Consider the following 15,976-nt stretch of genomic DNA (forward strand, 5'->3'; position numbering starts at 1 on the left):
AGATAATAATTATCATTTGCATATAGATCCGACTTAACGATTTTTTTACGCACCGATCGCCGGCTGCGCATTGCGTTGAAAAAGCATTGCGGGTATAACCAATAGCCATTCAGATATTTAGACGTCTATACGGATAGATTATTATGCAACCATCGGCACCCGCCGCAGGACAGTTCAAACGCAGCATGAAGGCCCGGCACCTGGTGATGCTGTCGCTGGGCGGCGTGATCGGCACCGGGCTGTTTTTCAACACCGGCTACATCATCTCCACCACCGGGGCGCTCGGCACGCTGCTGGCCTACCTGATCGGCGCGCTGGTGGTATATCTGGTGATGCTGTGCCTGGGCGAGCTGTCGGTGGCGATGCCGGAAACCGGCGCTTTTCACGTCTATGCTTCGCGCTATCTGGGGCCGGCTACCGGCTATGCTGTCGCCTGGCTGTATTGGCTCACCTGGACGGTGGCGCTCGGTTCCAGCCTGACCGCCGCCGGATTCTGCATGCAGTACTGGTTCCCGCAATCGCCGGTGTGGCTGTGGTGCCTGATCTTCTGCGCGGCCATTTTCCTGCTCAACGTGGTGACCACGCGCTTTTTCGCCGAAAGCGAATTCTGGTTTTCGCTGATCAAAGTGGTGACCATTCTGGCGTTTATCATTCTGGGCGGTGCCGCCATGTTCGGCCTGCTGCCGATGAAAGACGGCACCCCGGCGCCGTTCCTGCATAACCTGACCGCTTCCGGCTGGCTGCCACACGGCACGCTGCCGATCCTGATGACCATGGTGGCGGTGAACTTCGCCTTCTCCGGCACGGAGCTGATCGGCATCGCCGCCGGTGAAACCGAGAACCCGGAAAAAGTCGTGCCGCTGGCGATCCGCACCACGGTGATCCGTCTGATGCTGTTCTTTATCGGCACGGTCTTCGTGCTGGCGGCGTTGATCCCGATGGATCAGGCGGGGATCGTCAAAAGCCCGTTCGTGCTGGTGTTTGAACGCATCGGCGTGCCTTACGCCGCCGATATCTTCAACTTCGTGATCCTGACCGCCATCCTGTCGGCGGCCAACTCCGGCTTGTACGCCTCAGGGCGCATGCTCTGGTCGCTGGCCCACCAGCGCACCCTGCCGGCCTACTTTGCGCGCGTCAATGCGCGCGGCATCCCGATCAACGCCCTGACCTTCAGCATGCTCGGCGGCGTGCTGGCATTGCTGACCAGCGTGATCGCGCCGGATACGGTGTTTGTCGCCCTGTCGGCGATCTCCGGTTTTGCGGTGGTGGCGGTGTGGCTGAGCATCTGCGCGGCCCACTTTGCTTTCCGCCGCGCCTACCTGCGCAGCGGCCAGCCGATAAGCGGCCTGAAATATCGCGCGCCCGGCTACCCACTGACGCCAATCCTCGGCTTTGCGCTGTGCCTGCTGGCCTGCATCGGGCTGGCGTTCGATCCGGAGCAGCGCATTGCGCTCTACTGCGGGCTGCCGTTCGTCGCCCTGTGCTACCTCACCTATTTCCTGACCCGGCGCGCCGGGCAAAAAAACGCTTTGGGAGAACAACATGTCGGTTAACAACCCCGTCGCCCGCCTGCTGGCCGGACAGCCCACGCTGATCCTGGACGGCGCACTGGCCACCGAGCTGGAAGCGCGCGGCTGCGATCTGACCGATCCGCTGTGGTCGGCCAAGGTGCTGATTGAAAATCCCGAGCTTATCTATCAGGTGCATCTCGATTATTTCAACGCCGGCGCCCAATGCGCCATTACCGCCAGCTATCAGGCTACGCCGCAGGGCTTCTTGCGCCGCGGTCTGGATCAGGATCAATCGCTGGCGCTGATCGCCAAAAGCGTGCAGCTGGCGCAACGCGCGCGCCGCGATTATTTGGCCGCGCACCCGCAGGCCACGCCGCTGCTGATCGCCGGTTCGGTGGGCCCGTACGGCGCCTATCTGGCCGACGGCTCGGAATACCGCGGTGACTACCGGCTGGCGCAGGATGACATGATTGCTTTCCACCGCCCGCGCATCGCGGCGCTGGCCGCCGCCGGCGTCGATCTGCTGGCCTGCGAAACGCTGCCGTCGTTCGCCGAACTTCAGGCACTGCTGGCGCTGCTGCAGGAATTCCCGACGCTCGGCGCCTGGTTCGCCTTCACCCTGCGCGACAGCCAACACCTCAGCGACGGCACGCCACTGCCGGAGGTCCTGTCCGCGCTGCGCGGCAACCCGCAGGTATTGGCCGTCGGCATCAACTGCATCGCGTTGGACCAGGTCGCCCCGGCGCTGCGCCAGCTGGGCGCGCTGGCAGATAAACCGCTGCTGGTCTACCCGAACTCCGGCGAGCACTACGATGCGGTGAGCAAAACCTGGCACGCCTGCGGCGGCGAGCACGGCAGCCTGGCCGATCAGGCGACGGAGTGGCGCACGCTCGGCGCGCAATTGATCGGCGGCTGTTGCCGCACCACCCCGCAGGATATTCGCGCCATCGCTGCGCGCTGCAAGGCATAAAAAAGCCCCCGGCGCCAGCGGCGCAGGGGGCCAGTCACTCAACCCGGGCTTACAGCGGCTGGGTTTGGGCTTCCACCACCGCCAACGCCACCATGTTGACGATGCGGCGCACCGAGGCGATCGGCGTCAGGATGTGCACCGGCTTGGCGACCCCCATCAGCACCGGCCCGACGGTCACCCCTTCCGAGCAGGAGACGCGCAGCAGGTTGTAGCTGATGCGCGCCGCTTCCATGTTCGGCATGATCAGCAGGTTGGCCGAGCCTTTCAGCGGGCTGTCCGGCATCAGATCGTGACGGATGCTTTCCACCAACGCGGCGTCACCGTGCATTTCGCCGTCGATCTCCAGCTCCGGCGCCAGCTCGTTCACCAATTCCAGCGTTTTGCGCATCTTGCGCGCCGCCGGGCAGTCGGAAGAGCCGAAGCTGGAGTGAGACAGTAGCGCCACCTTCGGCTCGATGCCGAAGCGGCGCACGGTTTCCGCCGCCATCAGGGTGATCTCCGCCAGCTGCTCCGGCGTCGGATCGTCGTTGACGTAGGTGTCGGCGATAAAGGTGTTGCCGCTCGGCAGCAGCAGCGCGTTCATCGCGCCGGCGACGTGCGCGCCTTCACGGAAGCCGAACACGTTCTTCACCACGTCGTAATGCTCATGGTAGCTGCCGATGGTGCCGCAGATCATCGCATCCGCTTCGCCGCGGTGCAGCATGATGGCGGCGATCAGCGTCGGGTTGCCGATCACCGCGCGGCGCGCCTGTTCCTGCGAAACGCCGCGACGCTTCATGATCTGGTAGTACTCGCCCCAGTATTCGTTAAAGCGCGGATCCGACTCGTTGTTCACCACTTCGAAATCCTTGCCCGGCGTCAGCTGCAGGCCCAGCTTTTTCAGGCGCATCTCGATCACGCTCGGGCGGCCGACCAGGATCGGGAAAGCCAGCCCCTGCGACACCAGCTCCTGCGTGGCGTGCAGTACGCGCTCTTCCTCGCCTTCCGCCAGCACCACCCGCTTCACCTCTTTGCGCGCCTGCGAGAAGATCGGCTTCATGAACAGGTTGGTTTTGTAGACGAACTCCGCCAGCTTCTCGACGTAGGCGTCAAAGTCTTCAATCGGGCGCGTCGCCACGCCGGAATCCATCGCCGCCTTGGCAACCGCCGGCGCGATCTTGACGATCAGACGCGGATCGAACGGTTTCGGAATGATGTATTCCGGCCCGAAGGAGAGATCCTGGTCGTCATAGGCGGAAGCCACCACGTCGCTCTGCTCCGCCAGCGCCAGATCGGCGATGGCATGCACGCAGGCCAGCTTCATCTCTTCGTTGATGGTGGTGGCGCCCACGTCCAGTGCGCCGCGGAAGATGAACGGGAAGCACAGGACGTTGTTCACCTGGTTCGGGTAATCGGAACGGCCGGTGCAGATGATGGCGTCCGGGCGCACCGCTTTGGCCAGCGGCGGCAGAATTTCCGGTTCCGGGTTGGCCAGCGCCATGATCAGCGGATCGCGCGCCATGGTTTTCACCATATCCTGCGTCAGGACGCCCGGGCCGGAGCAGCCGAGGAAGATGTCGGCGTTCGGGATGGCGTCGCCCAGCGTGCGCTGGCCGTTATCCTCGATGGCGTAGGCGGCTTTGGTCTGCTCCATATTGGCGTCGCGGCCTTTATAGATGACGCCCTTGGAGTCGCAAACGGTGATGTTCTGTTGCCGCAGCCCCAGCGCCACCAGCAGGTTCAGGCAGGCGATGGAGGCCGCGCCGGCACCGGACACCACCAGGCGCACGTCGGAGATATTCTTCTTCACCACGCGCAGGCCGTTGAGCACTGCCGCAGTGGTGATGATCGCCGTGCCGTGCTGGTCATCGTGGAACACCGGGATCTTCATGCGCTCGCGCAGTTTCTGTTCGATGTAGAAACACTCCGGCGCCTTGATGTCTTCCAGGTTGATGCCGCCGAAGGTCGGTTCCAGCGCGGCGATAATGTCGATTAATTTGTCAGGGTTATGCTCATCCACTTCGATATCAAACACATCAATACCGGAAAACTTCTTGAACAAAACGCCCTTGCCTTCCATCACCGGCTTACCGGCCAACGCGCCGATATTGCCCAGACCCAGTACCGCCGTGCCGTTGGAAATCACCGCCACCAGGTTGCCGCGCGCGGTGTATTTGTACGCCGCCAACGGATCTTCGGCGATCTCGAGGCAAGGCGCGGCGACGCCCGGCGAATAGGCCAATGCCAGATCGCGCTGGGTCGCCAACGGTTTGGTGGGGGAAACCTGGATCTTCCCTGGGACAGGAAACTGATGGAAATCAAGGGCACTCTGTTTGAGCTGTTCGTCCATTATGGATTCCTTTGTTTTTTGCTTTTATGTTGAGGTAAGGCTTTGAGGCTGCGCCCTGCCGTGGGCCATGGCGCCCAAGTACAATGACAGGGCGCAGCCTTGAAGTATAGTGAGAGAAACATCACAAACTTTGAAGCGGGCCATAACCTTGGCCGAAAGACCGTTTTAAAAGTAAAAAAAGGATCGCGAGACGAGTCTGAGAAGCGCCGCCGTCAGCGTGGCGGCAACGTGGCGCGCCAGGCATTGAGCGTCTCCACCTGGCCGGCGCAAATGTGTAACGAGGTTTGTAACGCCAGGGTATAGCTTACCGCATCGCCCCAGGTCTCCCCCTGCAGCTGCGGTTGCTCGCAGGGCGCAAATACCGACTCAGGGGGCAACAGCGGCACGGCCTGCGGCGCCGGCGGCCGGGAGCAGGAGCTCAAGCACAGCACCAGGCAGAGGCTGAGCGGCGCAGGGATCGTTTTTAATCGCTTCACGGTATTTCCTCTGATAAGCCTCGTGTTGTTGGCGCAGCCGCTGTTCCTGCCGCTGCTGCGCCGCCATCAGCGCACGGTTTTGCGCATCCTGGGTCTGCAGGGTGGCGATCAGCCCGGCCTGCTGCGCCAGGCTTTTCTGCAGCTCTGCCGCCTGTTGCTGCGCGGACGCCAACTGGTGCGACAGCAGCGAGCTGTAGCCGCCGAGGCAGATGGCCGCAAGCAACAGCAGCAGCAACCCGCCCTGCATCAGTTTTGGCAGCCAGCCGCTCATGCCGGATAATCCCGGAACGCCAGCTGGAAATGCGGGCCATCCTTGAGGGTTTTCCACTCGCCGCCCCATTCGACGTTAACCCCGCATTCACGCGCCGCACGCCGCACCGCCACCGCAATCTGCGCATAGTAATCCCACTCCCAGGAGACCACGCCCGCCGGCATCGCCACCACGTCCACCGCGTGGCCGGTCAGGTGGCGGCTGCGCAATGTCTGGCTGCTGCCGGCGCGTACCATTTCCCGCTGGCGCGCCATGCTACGCAGCCCCTCGCTGACGGAGAACGGCACCAGCGAATAACGCAGCGCCAAACGAATGACGCGCACCAGATCCGGGTGTACGCCGCGCAAGTTCTCTTCGCTTCGGGCGGTAAAACGAATATCTTCGATGTCATTTAACATTTTTAAACCCCGTTTTTTTGCCAATGAATTTCTTAATTAAGGCGTTGATGTAATCCGCCCCCATAAAGCCAATCAGCACGCTGGCTAAATTCGCCCAATTTAATTCCAGCCCCATCAACGCCAGCGCATCGCGCACCGTCCAGGCCAATAACGCGCACATCGCCGCATTCAATAAACGTCGCCGAATACCCACGTTGCGGTAGGCGCCGTGCAATAGCGCCATTACGCCGGCCAAAATGGCGTTTAATACCGGCTGAAGATATTCACATACTCGCTGGACTATTAAGCCAACAGCGTCAGGCTCTATGCTGGACATAGCTCATCTCCTTTTTTATTTTTTAATTAAATGCCAATCACGGCCGGCGGGACATCGGATAATCAGAATCTAGTTAAGGATGCTATGACAAATCAAATGAATAAATACAGCTCCTATGGTCGAATTCATTCATGCTGAACGCTGGCACAACACATAAACACCAATGCATGCGGCAGTGAACAAAAATTCATTATTATTGTGATTTATTTCGACTTTTGTTTTCACCAAAAATAAACATTAATGACTGCGGGAAATAGTTCCCCATCATAAAAACACCCACTCTGGAGAAATGCCATGTCCACACGCAAAGCCGTTATTGGGTATTATTTTATTCCAACCAACCAAATCAATAATTACACCGAGTCCGATACCTCCGTCGTGCCGTTCCCGGTTTCCAACATTACGCCGGCCAAAGCCAAACAGCTGACGCACATCAACTTCTCGTTCCTGGATATCAACAGCAACCTGGAATGCGCCTGGGATCCGGCCACCAACGACGCCAAGGCGCGCGATGTGGTCAATCGCCTGACCGCGCTCAAAGCGCACAACCCCAGCCTGCGCATCATGTTCTCCATCGGCGGCTGGTACTACTCCAACGATCTGGGCGTGTCGCACGCCAACTACGTCAACGCGGTGAAAACCCCGGCATCGCGCACCAAGTTTGCCCAATCCTGCGTGCGTATCATGAAGGATTACGGCTTCGACGGCGTGGACATCGACTGGGAGTACCCGCAAGCCTCAGAAGTGGAGGGTTTCATCGCCGCGCTGCAAGAGATCCGCACCCTGCTGAACCAGCAAACCGTCGCCGACGGCCGCCAGGCGCTGCCGTATCAGTTGACCATAGCCGGCGCCGGCGGCGCCTTCTTCCTGTCGCGCTATTACAGCAAGCTGGCGCAGATCGTCGCGCCGCTCGATTACATCAACCTGATGACCTACGATCTGGCCGGCCCCTGGGAGAAGATCACCAACCACCAGGCGGCGCTGTTCGGCGACGCGGCCGGGCCGACCTTCTACAATGCGCTGCGTGAAGCCAATCTGGGCTGGAGCTGGGAAGAGCTGACCCGCGCCTTCCCCAGCCCGTTCAGCCTGACGGTCGACGCCGCGGTGCAGCAACACCTGATGATGGAAGGCGTGCCGAGCACCAAGATCGTGATGGGCGTCCCCTTCTACGGCCGCGCCTTCAAAGGCGTCAGCGGCAGCAACGGCGGCCAGTACAGCAGCCACAGCACGCCGGGCGAAGATCCGTATCCGAGCACCGACTACTGGCTGGTGGGCTGCGAAGAGTGCGTGCGCGACAAAGATCCGCGCATCGCCTCCTATCGCCAGTTGGAGCAGATGCTGCAGGGCAACTACGGCTACCAGCGATTGTGGAACGACAAGACCAAAACCCCTTACCTGTATCATGCGCAGAACGGGCTGTTCGTCACCTATGACGATGCCGAAAGCTTCAAATACAAAGCGAAGTACATCAAGCAGCAGCAGCTGGGCGGCGTGATGTTCTGGCATCTGGGGCAAGACAACCGCAACGGCGATCTGCTGGCCGCGCTGGACCGCTATTTCAACGCCGCAGACTACGACGACAGCCAGCTGGATATGGGCACCGGCCTGCGCTACACCGGCGTCGGCCCCGGCAACCTGCCGATCATGACGGCACCGGCCTACGTGCCGGGCACCATTTACGCGCAGAGCGCGCTGGTGTCCTATCAGGGTTACGTCTGGCAGACCAAGTGGGGCTATATCACCTCGGCGCCCGGCTCCGACAGCGCCTGGCTGAAGGTAGGCCGCGTGGCGTAAGCCATAAAAAAACCCCGTAGCCGAACGCTGCGGGGTTTTCATTGAGTTAACCGTTTGATTTTCGCGTCCCTTCGTCTCTATTCCTTCAGTTGTGGCACCAAGGATAACCGCCATCCCGCACCACTTCCCGGCCCATCAGGCTGTAAACATCGCTTTTGCGCGTCAGCCGCTCATGCCACCAGCTAAACCCGGCGCCCTTGCTGGCCGGATGCCACGCCAGCCAAATCATTTCGTCACCCTTTTGCATCTCCACCGGCACCGTCACCAGTTCGCCGCTGGCCAGTTCCTTTTCAATCAGCGCCGGCGGCAGAAAAGCGTGGCCGATGCCGCGTTTGAGCAGCGCCAGGTTACTTTCCACGTCGCACACCACCAGCTGACGCTGCAAAGGCAACGTGCCGTGATTGCGTTTGGGCAGCTCATGGCTGCTGTCGGCGATCACCACCACGATGTCGTTCAAGCGCTGCTTTTTGCACACCGGCTTTCTCTGCGCCGCGAACGGGTGCGAAGGCGACACGCACAGCACAAAGTTGAGTTTGCCGAGCATCAGGGTTTTGGCCTGTACGCTGTCGGGGATTTGGCCGATGGCGATGATCAGATCCGCCCGATTGTTCTTCAGTGCATCCCAGGTGCCGTTCAGCGCTTCCCGCTGCACCGAGATATTGGCGTTCGGGCAGTGCTGAATATAGTCGCGAATATCCTGCGTCAGGGTTTCCAGAGGGAAGAAGGTGTCCACTGCCAGGCGGATATTATTATCCAGCTTGGGAATGTTTCTGACCCGGCTTTCCAGATCCTGCACCGCATTTAATATCCAGCCGCCTTCCTGCAGGAGAAACTCCCCTTCATCCGTCAGGGTAATCATGGGGCCATTGCGATGAAAAAGTTTCACGCAAAGTTTACTTTCAATATTGGAAACTCGATAAGAGATCGCCGAAGGCGTTTTATGCAGCGCCTCAGCCGCCATAGAGAAAGAGCCAGTATTCTTGATGGTGCTGATTATTTTAATCGCGTCCAGGGATAATCTAGTCATACAAATTCCTCTTTAAAATAAAATAAGAAAAATGACACTAAATTCCCAAGGTGGTGGCGCACAAAAAACGATCAAATAGAACAAGAGTGCTCAAGGCAACAAGCAATATACTTCATAAATGAGAGCGCTATCTTAAATATTATTCATCACTACCTGAGATAAATTTCATCATAGCGCCGTGCTTTTACACTGTGACAGCTAAATAAATTCAACCTAACGATCAAAGATCGTCATCATAATATTTTTCGTTAATAGCCGCTAAAACATTCCGTTCTGCTGCACACCCAGAATGATAAAAATAAAACAAGCCGACAAAAAGGGTTATTTCCAATTGCGTTATTAGCCTTTCATTTTGTCGGTGAAATACGCTCAACTTACAACATAATTTCAGTCAGGAGTGACTTATGAACAAAACTTCCCGTACCCTGCTCTCTTTGGGCCTGCTGAGCGCGGCCATGTTCGGCGTTTCACAACAGGCAAATGCCCACGGTTATGTCGAATCCCCGGCCAGCCGTGCCTATCAGTGCAAACTGCAGCTCAACACCCAGTGCGGCAGCGTGCAGTATGAACCGCAGAGCGTCGAAGGCCTGAAAGGCTTCCCGCAGGCCGGCCCGGTTGACGGCCACATCGCCAGCGCCGACAAGTCCACCTTCTTCGAACTGGATCAGCAAACGCCGACGCGCTGGAACAAGCTCAACCTGAAAACCGGCCCAAACGCCTTTACCTGGAAGCTGACCGCGCGTCACAGCACCACCAGCTGGCGCTATTTCATCACCAAGCCGAACTGGGACGCGTCTCAGCCGCTGACCCGCGCTTCCTTTGAGCTGACGCCGTTCTGCCAGTTCAACGACGGCGGCGCCATCCCTGCCGCACAGGTTACCCACCAGTGCAACATACCTGCAGATCGCAGCGGTTCGCACGTGATCCTTGCCGTGTGGGATATAGCCGACACCGCCAACGCCTTCTATCAGGCTATCGACGTCAACCTGAGCAAATAATCGGCCAAATGAGGAGATCGTTGAGGGTTCAGCCTGGCGCTGAACCCTTCTTTTTTTTGCCTCTCGCTCTACCGCCCCCTTCACCTCCCCCGCTGCAAGCCGCGCTCCGCCTGGGTTTATTCGGCATTCATTGTTATTATCCATCGCAACAATCAGAAAAAGCGCATTTTCATTCCCGACTCGATGATGCAGTGTGTTCCCCCTATGATGAAAAAGGTTCTCATTTCCCTACGTTGAGCTTGGTCAAGGAGCTTATTAATGAATCAGTTAGACGCACTCAAGCAGCTGACCACGGTGGTTGCCGACAGCGGCGATATCGAATCCATCCGCCAATTCGAACCCCAGGATGCCACCACCAACCCTTCGCTGATCCTGAAAGCCGCCGCGCTGCCGCAGTACAAGGCGCTGATCACCGAAGCGCTGGAATATGCCCGTCGCCAGGGCGGCAGCAAGGAAACCCAGCTGATCAACGCCAGCGATAAGCTGGCGGTCAATATCGGCGTCGAGATCCTCAAAAGCGTGCCGGGCCGCATCTCCACCGAAGTGGACGCCCGCCTGTCGTTCGATCGCGGCATGTGCGTCGCCAAAGCGCGCAAGCTGATCGCCATGTATCAAGAACAAGGCATCGACAAATCGCGCATCCTGATCAAACTGGCTTCCACCTGGGAAGGCATCAAAGCCGCTGAAGAGCTGGAAAAAGAAGGCATCAACACCAACCTGACGCTGCTGTTCTCCTTCGCTCAGGCCCGCGCCTGCGCCGAAGCCGGCGTGTATCTGATCTCGCCGTTCGTCGGCCGTATCTATGACTGGTACCAAGCCAAACAGCCTGCCGCCGACTACGATGCCGATCAGGATCCGGGCGTGAAGTCGGTGCGTACCATCTATGAGTACTACAAGCGTCATCGTTACCAGACGGTGATTATGGGCGCCAGCTTCCGTAAGGTTGAGCAGATCCTGGCGCTGGCCGGCTGCGATCGCCTAACCATCGCGCCGAACCTTTTGGAACAGCTGAAAAACAGCGACCAGCCGGTCGAGCGCAAGCTGACCCCGTCTACCGAGGGCTTCCACCAACCGGCCCCGCTGGCCGAAGCGGAGTTCCGCTGGCTGCACAACCAGGACGCCATGGCGGTGGAAAAACTCGCCGAAGGCATTCGCCTGTTCGCCGTCGACCAGCAGAAGCTGGAAGACATGTTGGCTGCTCAACTGTAACCGCACTGGAGTTTCGTTATGTCTTCTCGTAAAGAGCTTGCCAACGCCATCCGCGCACTCAGCATGGACGCCGTACAAAAAGCAAATTCCGGCCACCCGGGTGCCCCTATGGGCATGGCGGACATCGCCGAAGTCCTGTGGCGTGATTACCTCAACCACAACCCGACTAACCCGCACTGGGCTGACCGCGACCGTTTCGTGCTCTCCAACGGCCACGGCTCCATGTTGATTTACAGCCTCCTGCACCTCACCGGTTACGACCTGCCGATGCGCGAGCTGGAAAACTTCCGTCAGCTGCACTCCAAGACCCCAGGCCACCCGGAGTACGGCTACACCCCAGGCGTTGAAACCACCACCGGCCCGCTGGGCCAGGGCATCGCCAACGCCGTCGGCTTCGCCATCGCCGAACGCACCCTGGCGGCGCAGTTCAACCGCCCTGGCCACGACATCGTCGACCACCACACCTACGCCTTCATGGGCGACGGCTGCATGATGGAAGGCATCTCGCACGAAGTCTGCTCTCTGGCCGGTACCCTCAAGCTCGGCAAGCTGACCGCTTTCTACGATGACAACGGCATCTCCATCGACGGCCACGTCGACGGCTGGTTCACCGACGACACCGCCCTGCGTTTCGAAGCCTATGGCTGGCACGTGGTGCGCAACGTCGACGGCCACAACCCGGACGCCATCAAGGCGGCGATTGAAGAAGCCCGCAAGGTGACCGACAAGCCGTCGCTGCTGATGTGCAAAACCGTTATCGGCTTCGGTTCGCCGAACAAGGCCGGCACCCATGACGTGCACGGTGCCGCGCTGGGCGCCGCCGAAGTGGCCGCCACCCGCGAAGCGCTGGGCTGGAAATACGCCGCCTTTGAAATCCCGCAGGACATCTACGCCCAGTGGGACGCCAAGGAAGCCGGTCAAGCCAAGGAAGCGGCCTGGAACGACAAGTTTGCCGCCTACGCCAAGGCCTTCCCGGAACTGGCCGCCGAGTTCAAGCGCCGCATGAACGGCGAGCTGCCGGCCGACTGGAAAGCCGACGCCAAGGCGTTCGTGGAAAAACTGCAGGCCAACCCGGCCAACATCGCCAGCCGCAAGGCATCGCAGAACGCGCTGGAAGCGTTCGGCAAGGTGCTGCCGGAGTTCCTGGGCGGCTCTGCCGACCTGGCGCCGAGCAACCTGACCATGTGGCCCGGCTCGAAAGCGCTGAACGTTGACCCGGCGGGCAACTACATTCATTACGGCGTGCGCGAGTTCGGCATGACCGCCATCACCAACGGCATCGCGCTGCACGGCGGCTTCCTGCCGTACTCGGCGACCTTCCTGATGTTCGTGGAATACGCCCGCAACGCGGTGCGCATGGCGGCGCTGATGAAGCTGCGCAACGTGTTCGTCTACACCCACGACTCCATCGGTCTGGGCGAAGACGGCCCGACCCACCAGCCGGTGGAGCAGCTGGCGAGCCTGCGCGTGACCCCGAACATGAGCACCTGGCGTCCGTGCGACCAGGTGGAGTCGGCGGTGGCGTGGCAGTACGGCATCGAGCGCAACGACGGCCCGACCACGCTGGTGTTCTCGCGCCAGAACCTGACCCAGCAGCCGCGCACCGCGGAGCAGCTGGCGAACGTGTACCGCGGCGGCTACGTGCTGAAAGACTGCGCGGGCACGCCGGAGGTCATCCTGATTGCCACCGGCTCCGAAGTGGGCATCACGGTGGAAGCGGCGGACAAGCTGACCGCGGCGGGCCGCAAGGTGCGCGTGGTGTCGATGCCGTCGACCGACGCGTTCGACAAGCAGGATGCGGCGTACCGCGAGTCGGTGTTGCCGGCGGCGGTAACGGCGCGCGTGGCGGTGGAAGCGGGTATCGCGGACTACTGGTACAAGTACGTGGGCCTGAACGGCGCCATCGTGGGGATGACCACCTTCGGTGAGTCGGCGCCGGCGGAGCAGCTGTTCGCCGAGTTCGGCTTCACCGTGGACAACGTGGTGGCGAAGGCACAGGCGCTGCTGAAGTAAGCCGCCTGGCGTCAGCCGATAAAAAAGCCGGTCATTGCGACCGGCTTTTTTTATTCCATCACCCGATGAATCTGCAAATACTGCAGCAGCATGATGGTTTTGCCGTCTTTAATGCGGCCATCGGCGATCATCGCCACCGCTTCACTGAACGGCAGTTCGATCACTTCGATATCTTCATCTTCAATGCCGCCGCCGGCCGCGCGCCGCTCATCGTCATGGTATTCGGCGATGAAGAAGTGCACGATCTCGGTCACGCCGCCCGGCGACATGTAGGCTTCGAAGATTTTCTTGACCTCGCCCACCTGAAAACCGGTCTCTTCCACCGCTTCGCGGCGCGCGCACTGCTCCGGCGAATCGGCGTCCAACAGGCCGGCGCAGGCCTCCAGCAGCATGCCGCTCTCGTTGCCGTTGACATAGGTCGGCATGCGGAACTGGTTGGTCAGCACCACCGTGCCCTTGGCACGGTTGTACAGCAAAATGGTGGCGCCGTTGCCGCGATCGTAGACCTCGCGCATCTGTTGCACCGAACCGCCGTTTTTGCGTTTCAGATCGAACGTGTACTTGTGCAGTACATACCAGTTGTCCGACAACAGCTCTTTCTTCACATTCTCAATTTTCGACGACATGACCCTTTTCCCTTGAGTTGCAACCTGAAGATCATACCGCGATTACGCCGCGCCGCGGCAGACGATTTGCAACAAAAATCACACGCCCCCACCGGGCGAACCAGAACGAAGCGCCCCCCAAAGGCAAATCGTCAGCGGAAATTAGCCTGCCGCTGAACATCGGCGGGCATTTCGCTATTCATTTGATTACACAACGACAATTGTTCCCGTTTTGTTGACAACTTGATACAAATCGCGGTGCATTTTAGTTGCAAAAGTTATAGTTTTGCTTTCGAATGAAACTGGCGAAGCGCCTCACCCGAGAGAAAAGGATCCGTGATTGCTTGTTAAACGTTCCGTGACCGGCAGCCTGGCCAGAGCGCTGTTCGGCATCGTGATACTGTCGGTGCTCGCCACCGGGTTGGCGTTAACCACCGTCGCCGGCAGCCAAAGCGATGCCGAAGCGATCAATATCGCCGGTTCGCTGCGCATGCAAAGCTACCGACTGGCCTTCGATCTCGATCAACGGAGCCCGGAGCTGGAGCTGCACCTGCAGCAGTACCGGCAATCGTTACATGCGCCGGCGCTGCAAAAGCTGGCGCGGTTTTACGTACCGAGCGAGGTGCAAAACCACTATCTGGCGCTGCAACGGGCATGGCAAAGGATGGAACGGCAGATTCGCGACGGGCAGGCGGCCGCCTATCGGGCGGAGGTTGCCGGTTACGTCAACCACGTCGATCATTTCGTTTCCGCTCTGCAGCGTTATTCCGAGTTGAAGCTCACCCTGGTGGCCGCCGTCAGCGTGCTGGGCTACGCCGCCATCATCGGTCTGGTGCTGTTCTGCATTCGTTTTATGCGCCGTCAGGTAGTCACGCCGCTGCAGCATCTGGTCGACGCCAGCCAGCGCGTGCAACAGCGCGACTTTCGCCACCCGCAGTTGGACGTGGCGCTGCCGAACGAGCTCGGCGTGCTCTCGCAAACCTTCAGCGCCATGTCGGACGAACTGGCCCGGCTCTATCAATCGCTGGAGCTGAAAGTGCAGGAAAAAACCCAGCGCCTGCAGCAGGCCAACGAAACGCTGGAAGTGCTGTATCGCTGTTCGCAGGCGCTGAGCGTGCGCCAGATCGATCAGCAGGCGTTCGAAAATGTGCTGCGCATCGTGCGCCAAAGCGAACGGCTGCGCTGCATCCGGCTGAACGTGACGGACGATCATGGCCAGTGGCAACTGAATGAAGGAGAACCGGCGCCGGCGCAAACCTGGAGCGCACTGCCGATCACCCAGAGCGACAAACCGCTGGGCGAGCTGCGTTGGCAGCCCGAGGCACACCCGCCGCATCCTCATCTGATGCAGAGCCTGGCCAATATGCTGGGCCGCGGCGTTTACTTCAACCGGGCGCAAAAGCAGCACCAATATTTGCTGTTGATGGAAGAGCGCGCGACCATTGCCCGCGAGCTGCACGATTCTCTGGCGCAGGCGCTGTCGTTTCTGCGCATTCAGCTGACGCTGCTCAGGCGCGCCGCCGACATGCCGGCGGCGCAGGCGATTATCGACGATTTCGATCGTGCGCTGGCCGATGCCTATCGCCAGCTGAGAGAATTACTGGCCACCTTCCGTCTCAATATTCAGGAGGCGGACCTGAACGCCGCGCTGGAGCAGCTGTTGCAGCCATTAAAGGCTCTAACCACCGCGCGGATTCAGTTACACTGTCGGCTGCCCTCACAGGCGCTCAACGCCCAGCAGCAGGTGCACGCACTGCAGATCGTGCGCGAGGCGGTGCTCAATGCCGTCAAGCACGCCGGGGCGAACGAAATAACCCTGCATTGTGAAGTCAACGCCGCAGGCGACAACGTATTCAGCATTATCGACGACGGTTGCGGCATTGCCAGTCTGGAGGAACCGGAGGGGCATTACGGCTTGACCATCATGAGCGAACGCGCAGCGCGACTGGGAGGAACGCTGCACATCCGGCGCAGAAGCGGCGGCGGCACGGCCGTCTGCCTGACATTCCCGCCCTGAACTGGCGGTTGTTCACTCTACGTTACGGTTGTCGCCGGGCAG

At 60.0% G+C, this 15,976-nt stretch carries 14 protein-coding genes; 7 read left to right on the forward strand and 7 right to left on the reverse strand.

Annotated features, from left to right (window positions below):
* The first annotated feature begins 143 nt into the window (after positions 1-143).
* Entirely contained in the window at positions 144-1,553 is a 1,410-nt protein-coding gene (gene mmuP / locus EGY12_RS01075; protein WP_123892304.1) for an S-methylmethionine permease, read from the forward strand.
* Entirely contained in the window at positions 1,543-2,481 is a 939-nt protein-coding gene (mmuM, locus tag EGY12_RS01080) for a homocysteine S-methyltransferase (RefSeq protein ID WP_123892305.1), read from the forward strand. The genes mmuP and mmuM overlap by 11 nt, the downstream gene beginning before the upstream one ends.
* A gap of 49 nt (positions 2,482-2,530) precedes the next feature.
* Here the strand turns inward: mmuM and maeB are convergent, their stop codons facing one another.
* From maeB to EGY12_RS01100, 5 genes are all read right to left on the reverse strand, one after another.
* Positions 2,531-4,810 (reverse strand): NADP-dependent oxaloacetate-decarboxylating malate dehydrogenase, encoded by a 2,280-nt coding sequence (gene maeB / locus EGY12_RS01085; RefSeq protein ID WP_033635475.1) that lies wholly within the window; start codon positions 4,808-4,810, stop codon positions 2,531-2,533.
* A 212-nt stretch (positions 4,811-5,022) separates the two neighbouring features.
* Positions 5,023-5,196, reverse strand: a complete 174-nt coding sequence (locus EGY12_RS23330; protein WP_033635476.1) for a hypothetical protein — start codon at positions 5,194-5,196, stop codon at positions 5,023-5,025.
* A complete protein-coding gene (locus EGY12_RS01090) occupies positions 5,177-5,557 on the reverse strand; it encodes a DUF2570 domain-containing protein (protein WP_123892306.1) in 381 nt (126 codons plus the stop codon). Before EGY12_RS01090 ends, EGY12_RS23330 begins: the two co-directional genes overlap by 20 nt.
* Positions 5,554-5,955: a M15 family metallopeptidase gene (locus EGY12_RS01095; RefSeq protein WP_038881240.1), complete on the reverse strand. Its 402-nt coding sequence runs from the start codon at positions 5,953-5,955 to the stop codon at positions 5,554-5,556. Before EGY12_RS01095 ends, EGY12_RS01090 begins: the two co-directional genes overlap by 4 nt.
* Positions 5,945-6,271 (reverse strand): phage holin, lambda family, encoded by a 327-nt coding sequence (locus tag EGY12_RS01100; RefSeq protein ID WP_033643982.1) that lies wholly within the window; start codon positions 6,269-6,271, stop codon positions 5,945-5,947. Before EGY12_RS01100 ends, EGY12_RS01095 begins: the two co-directional genes overlap by 11 nt.
* A 294-nt stretch (positions 6,272-6,565) precedes the next feature.
* Here EGY12_RS01100 and EGY12_RS01105 point away from each other — a divergent pair, with 294 nt between their 5' ends.
* The gene (locus EGY12_RS01105) at positions 6,566-8,065 is read left to right on the forward strand and encodes a glycosyl hydrolase family 18 protein (RefSeq protein ID WP_123892307.1); all 1,500 of its coding nucleotides are present in this window, start codon (positions 6,566-6,568) and stop codon (positions 8,063-8,065) included.
* A gap of 85 nt (positions 8,066-8,150) precedes the next feature.
* On the opposite strand, the gene EGY12_RS01110 is transcribed toward EGY12_RS01105, so the two are convergent.
* Positions 8,151-9,092, reverse strand: coding sequence for a LysR family transcriptional regulator (locus tag EGY12_RS01110; RefSeq protein ID WP_123892308.1), 942 nt, complete (start codon positions 9,090-9,092; stop codon positions 8,151-8,153).
* A 404-nt stretch (positions 9,093-9,496) separates the two neighbouring features.
* On the opposite strand from EGY12_RS01110, the gene EGY12_RS01115 reads away from it, so the two are divergent.
* The 3 genes from EGY12_RS01115 (at position 9,497) to tkt (ending at position 13,312) form a co-directional block, all read left to right on the forward strand.
* Positions 9,497-10,090 (forward strand): lytic polysaccharide monooxygenase, encoded by a 594-nt coding sequence (locus tag EGY12_RS01115; RefSeq protein ID WP_123892309.1) that lies wholly within the window; start codon positions 9,497-9,499, stop codon positions 10,088-10,090.
* A 258-nt stretch (positions 10,091-10,348) separates the two neighbouring features.
* Positions 10,349-11,299 carry a transaldolase gene (tal, locus tag EGY12_RS01120; protein WP_063988882.1) on the forward strand — a complete coding sequence of 317 codons (951 nt, stop codon included), beginning with the start codon at positions 10,349-10,351 and terminating at the stop codon, positions 11,297-11,299.
* Positions 11,300-11,317: 18 nt separating this feature from the next.
* A complete protein-coding gene (gene tkt / locus EGY12_RS01125) occupies positions 11,318-13,312 on the forward strand; it encodes a transketolase (protein ID WP_123892310.1) in 1,995 nt (664 codons plus the stop codon).
* 50 nt (positions 13,313-13,362) lie between these two features.
* On the opposite strand, the gene nudK is transcribed toward tkt, so the two are convergent.
* Entirely contained in the window at positions 13,363-13,938 is a 576-nt protein-coding gene (gene nudK / locus EGY12_RS01130; RefSeq protein ID WP_019453874.1) for a GDP-mannose pyrophosphatase NudK, read from the reverse strand.
* 319 nt (positions 13,939-14,257) lie between these two features.
* Between nudK and narQ the strand changes: the two genes are divergently transcribed.
* Positions 14,258-15,934, forward strand: coding sequence for a nitrate/nitrite two-component system sensor histidine kinase NarQ (gene narQ / locus EGY12_RS01135; protein ID WP_123892311.1), 1,677 nt, complete (start codon positions 14,258-14,260; stop codon positions 15,932-15,934).
* Positions 15,935-15,976 lie beyond the last annotated feature (42 nt).

Source organism: Serratia sp. FDAARGOS_506 (assembly GCF_003812745.1).
Classification (GTDB): Bacteria; Pseudomonadota; Gammaproteobacteria; order Enterobacterales; family Enterobacteriaceae; genus Serratia.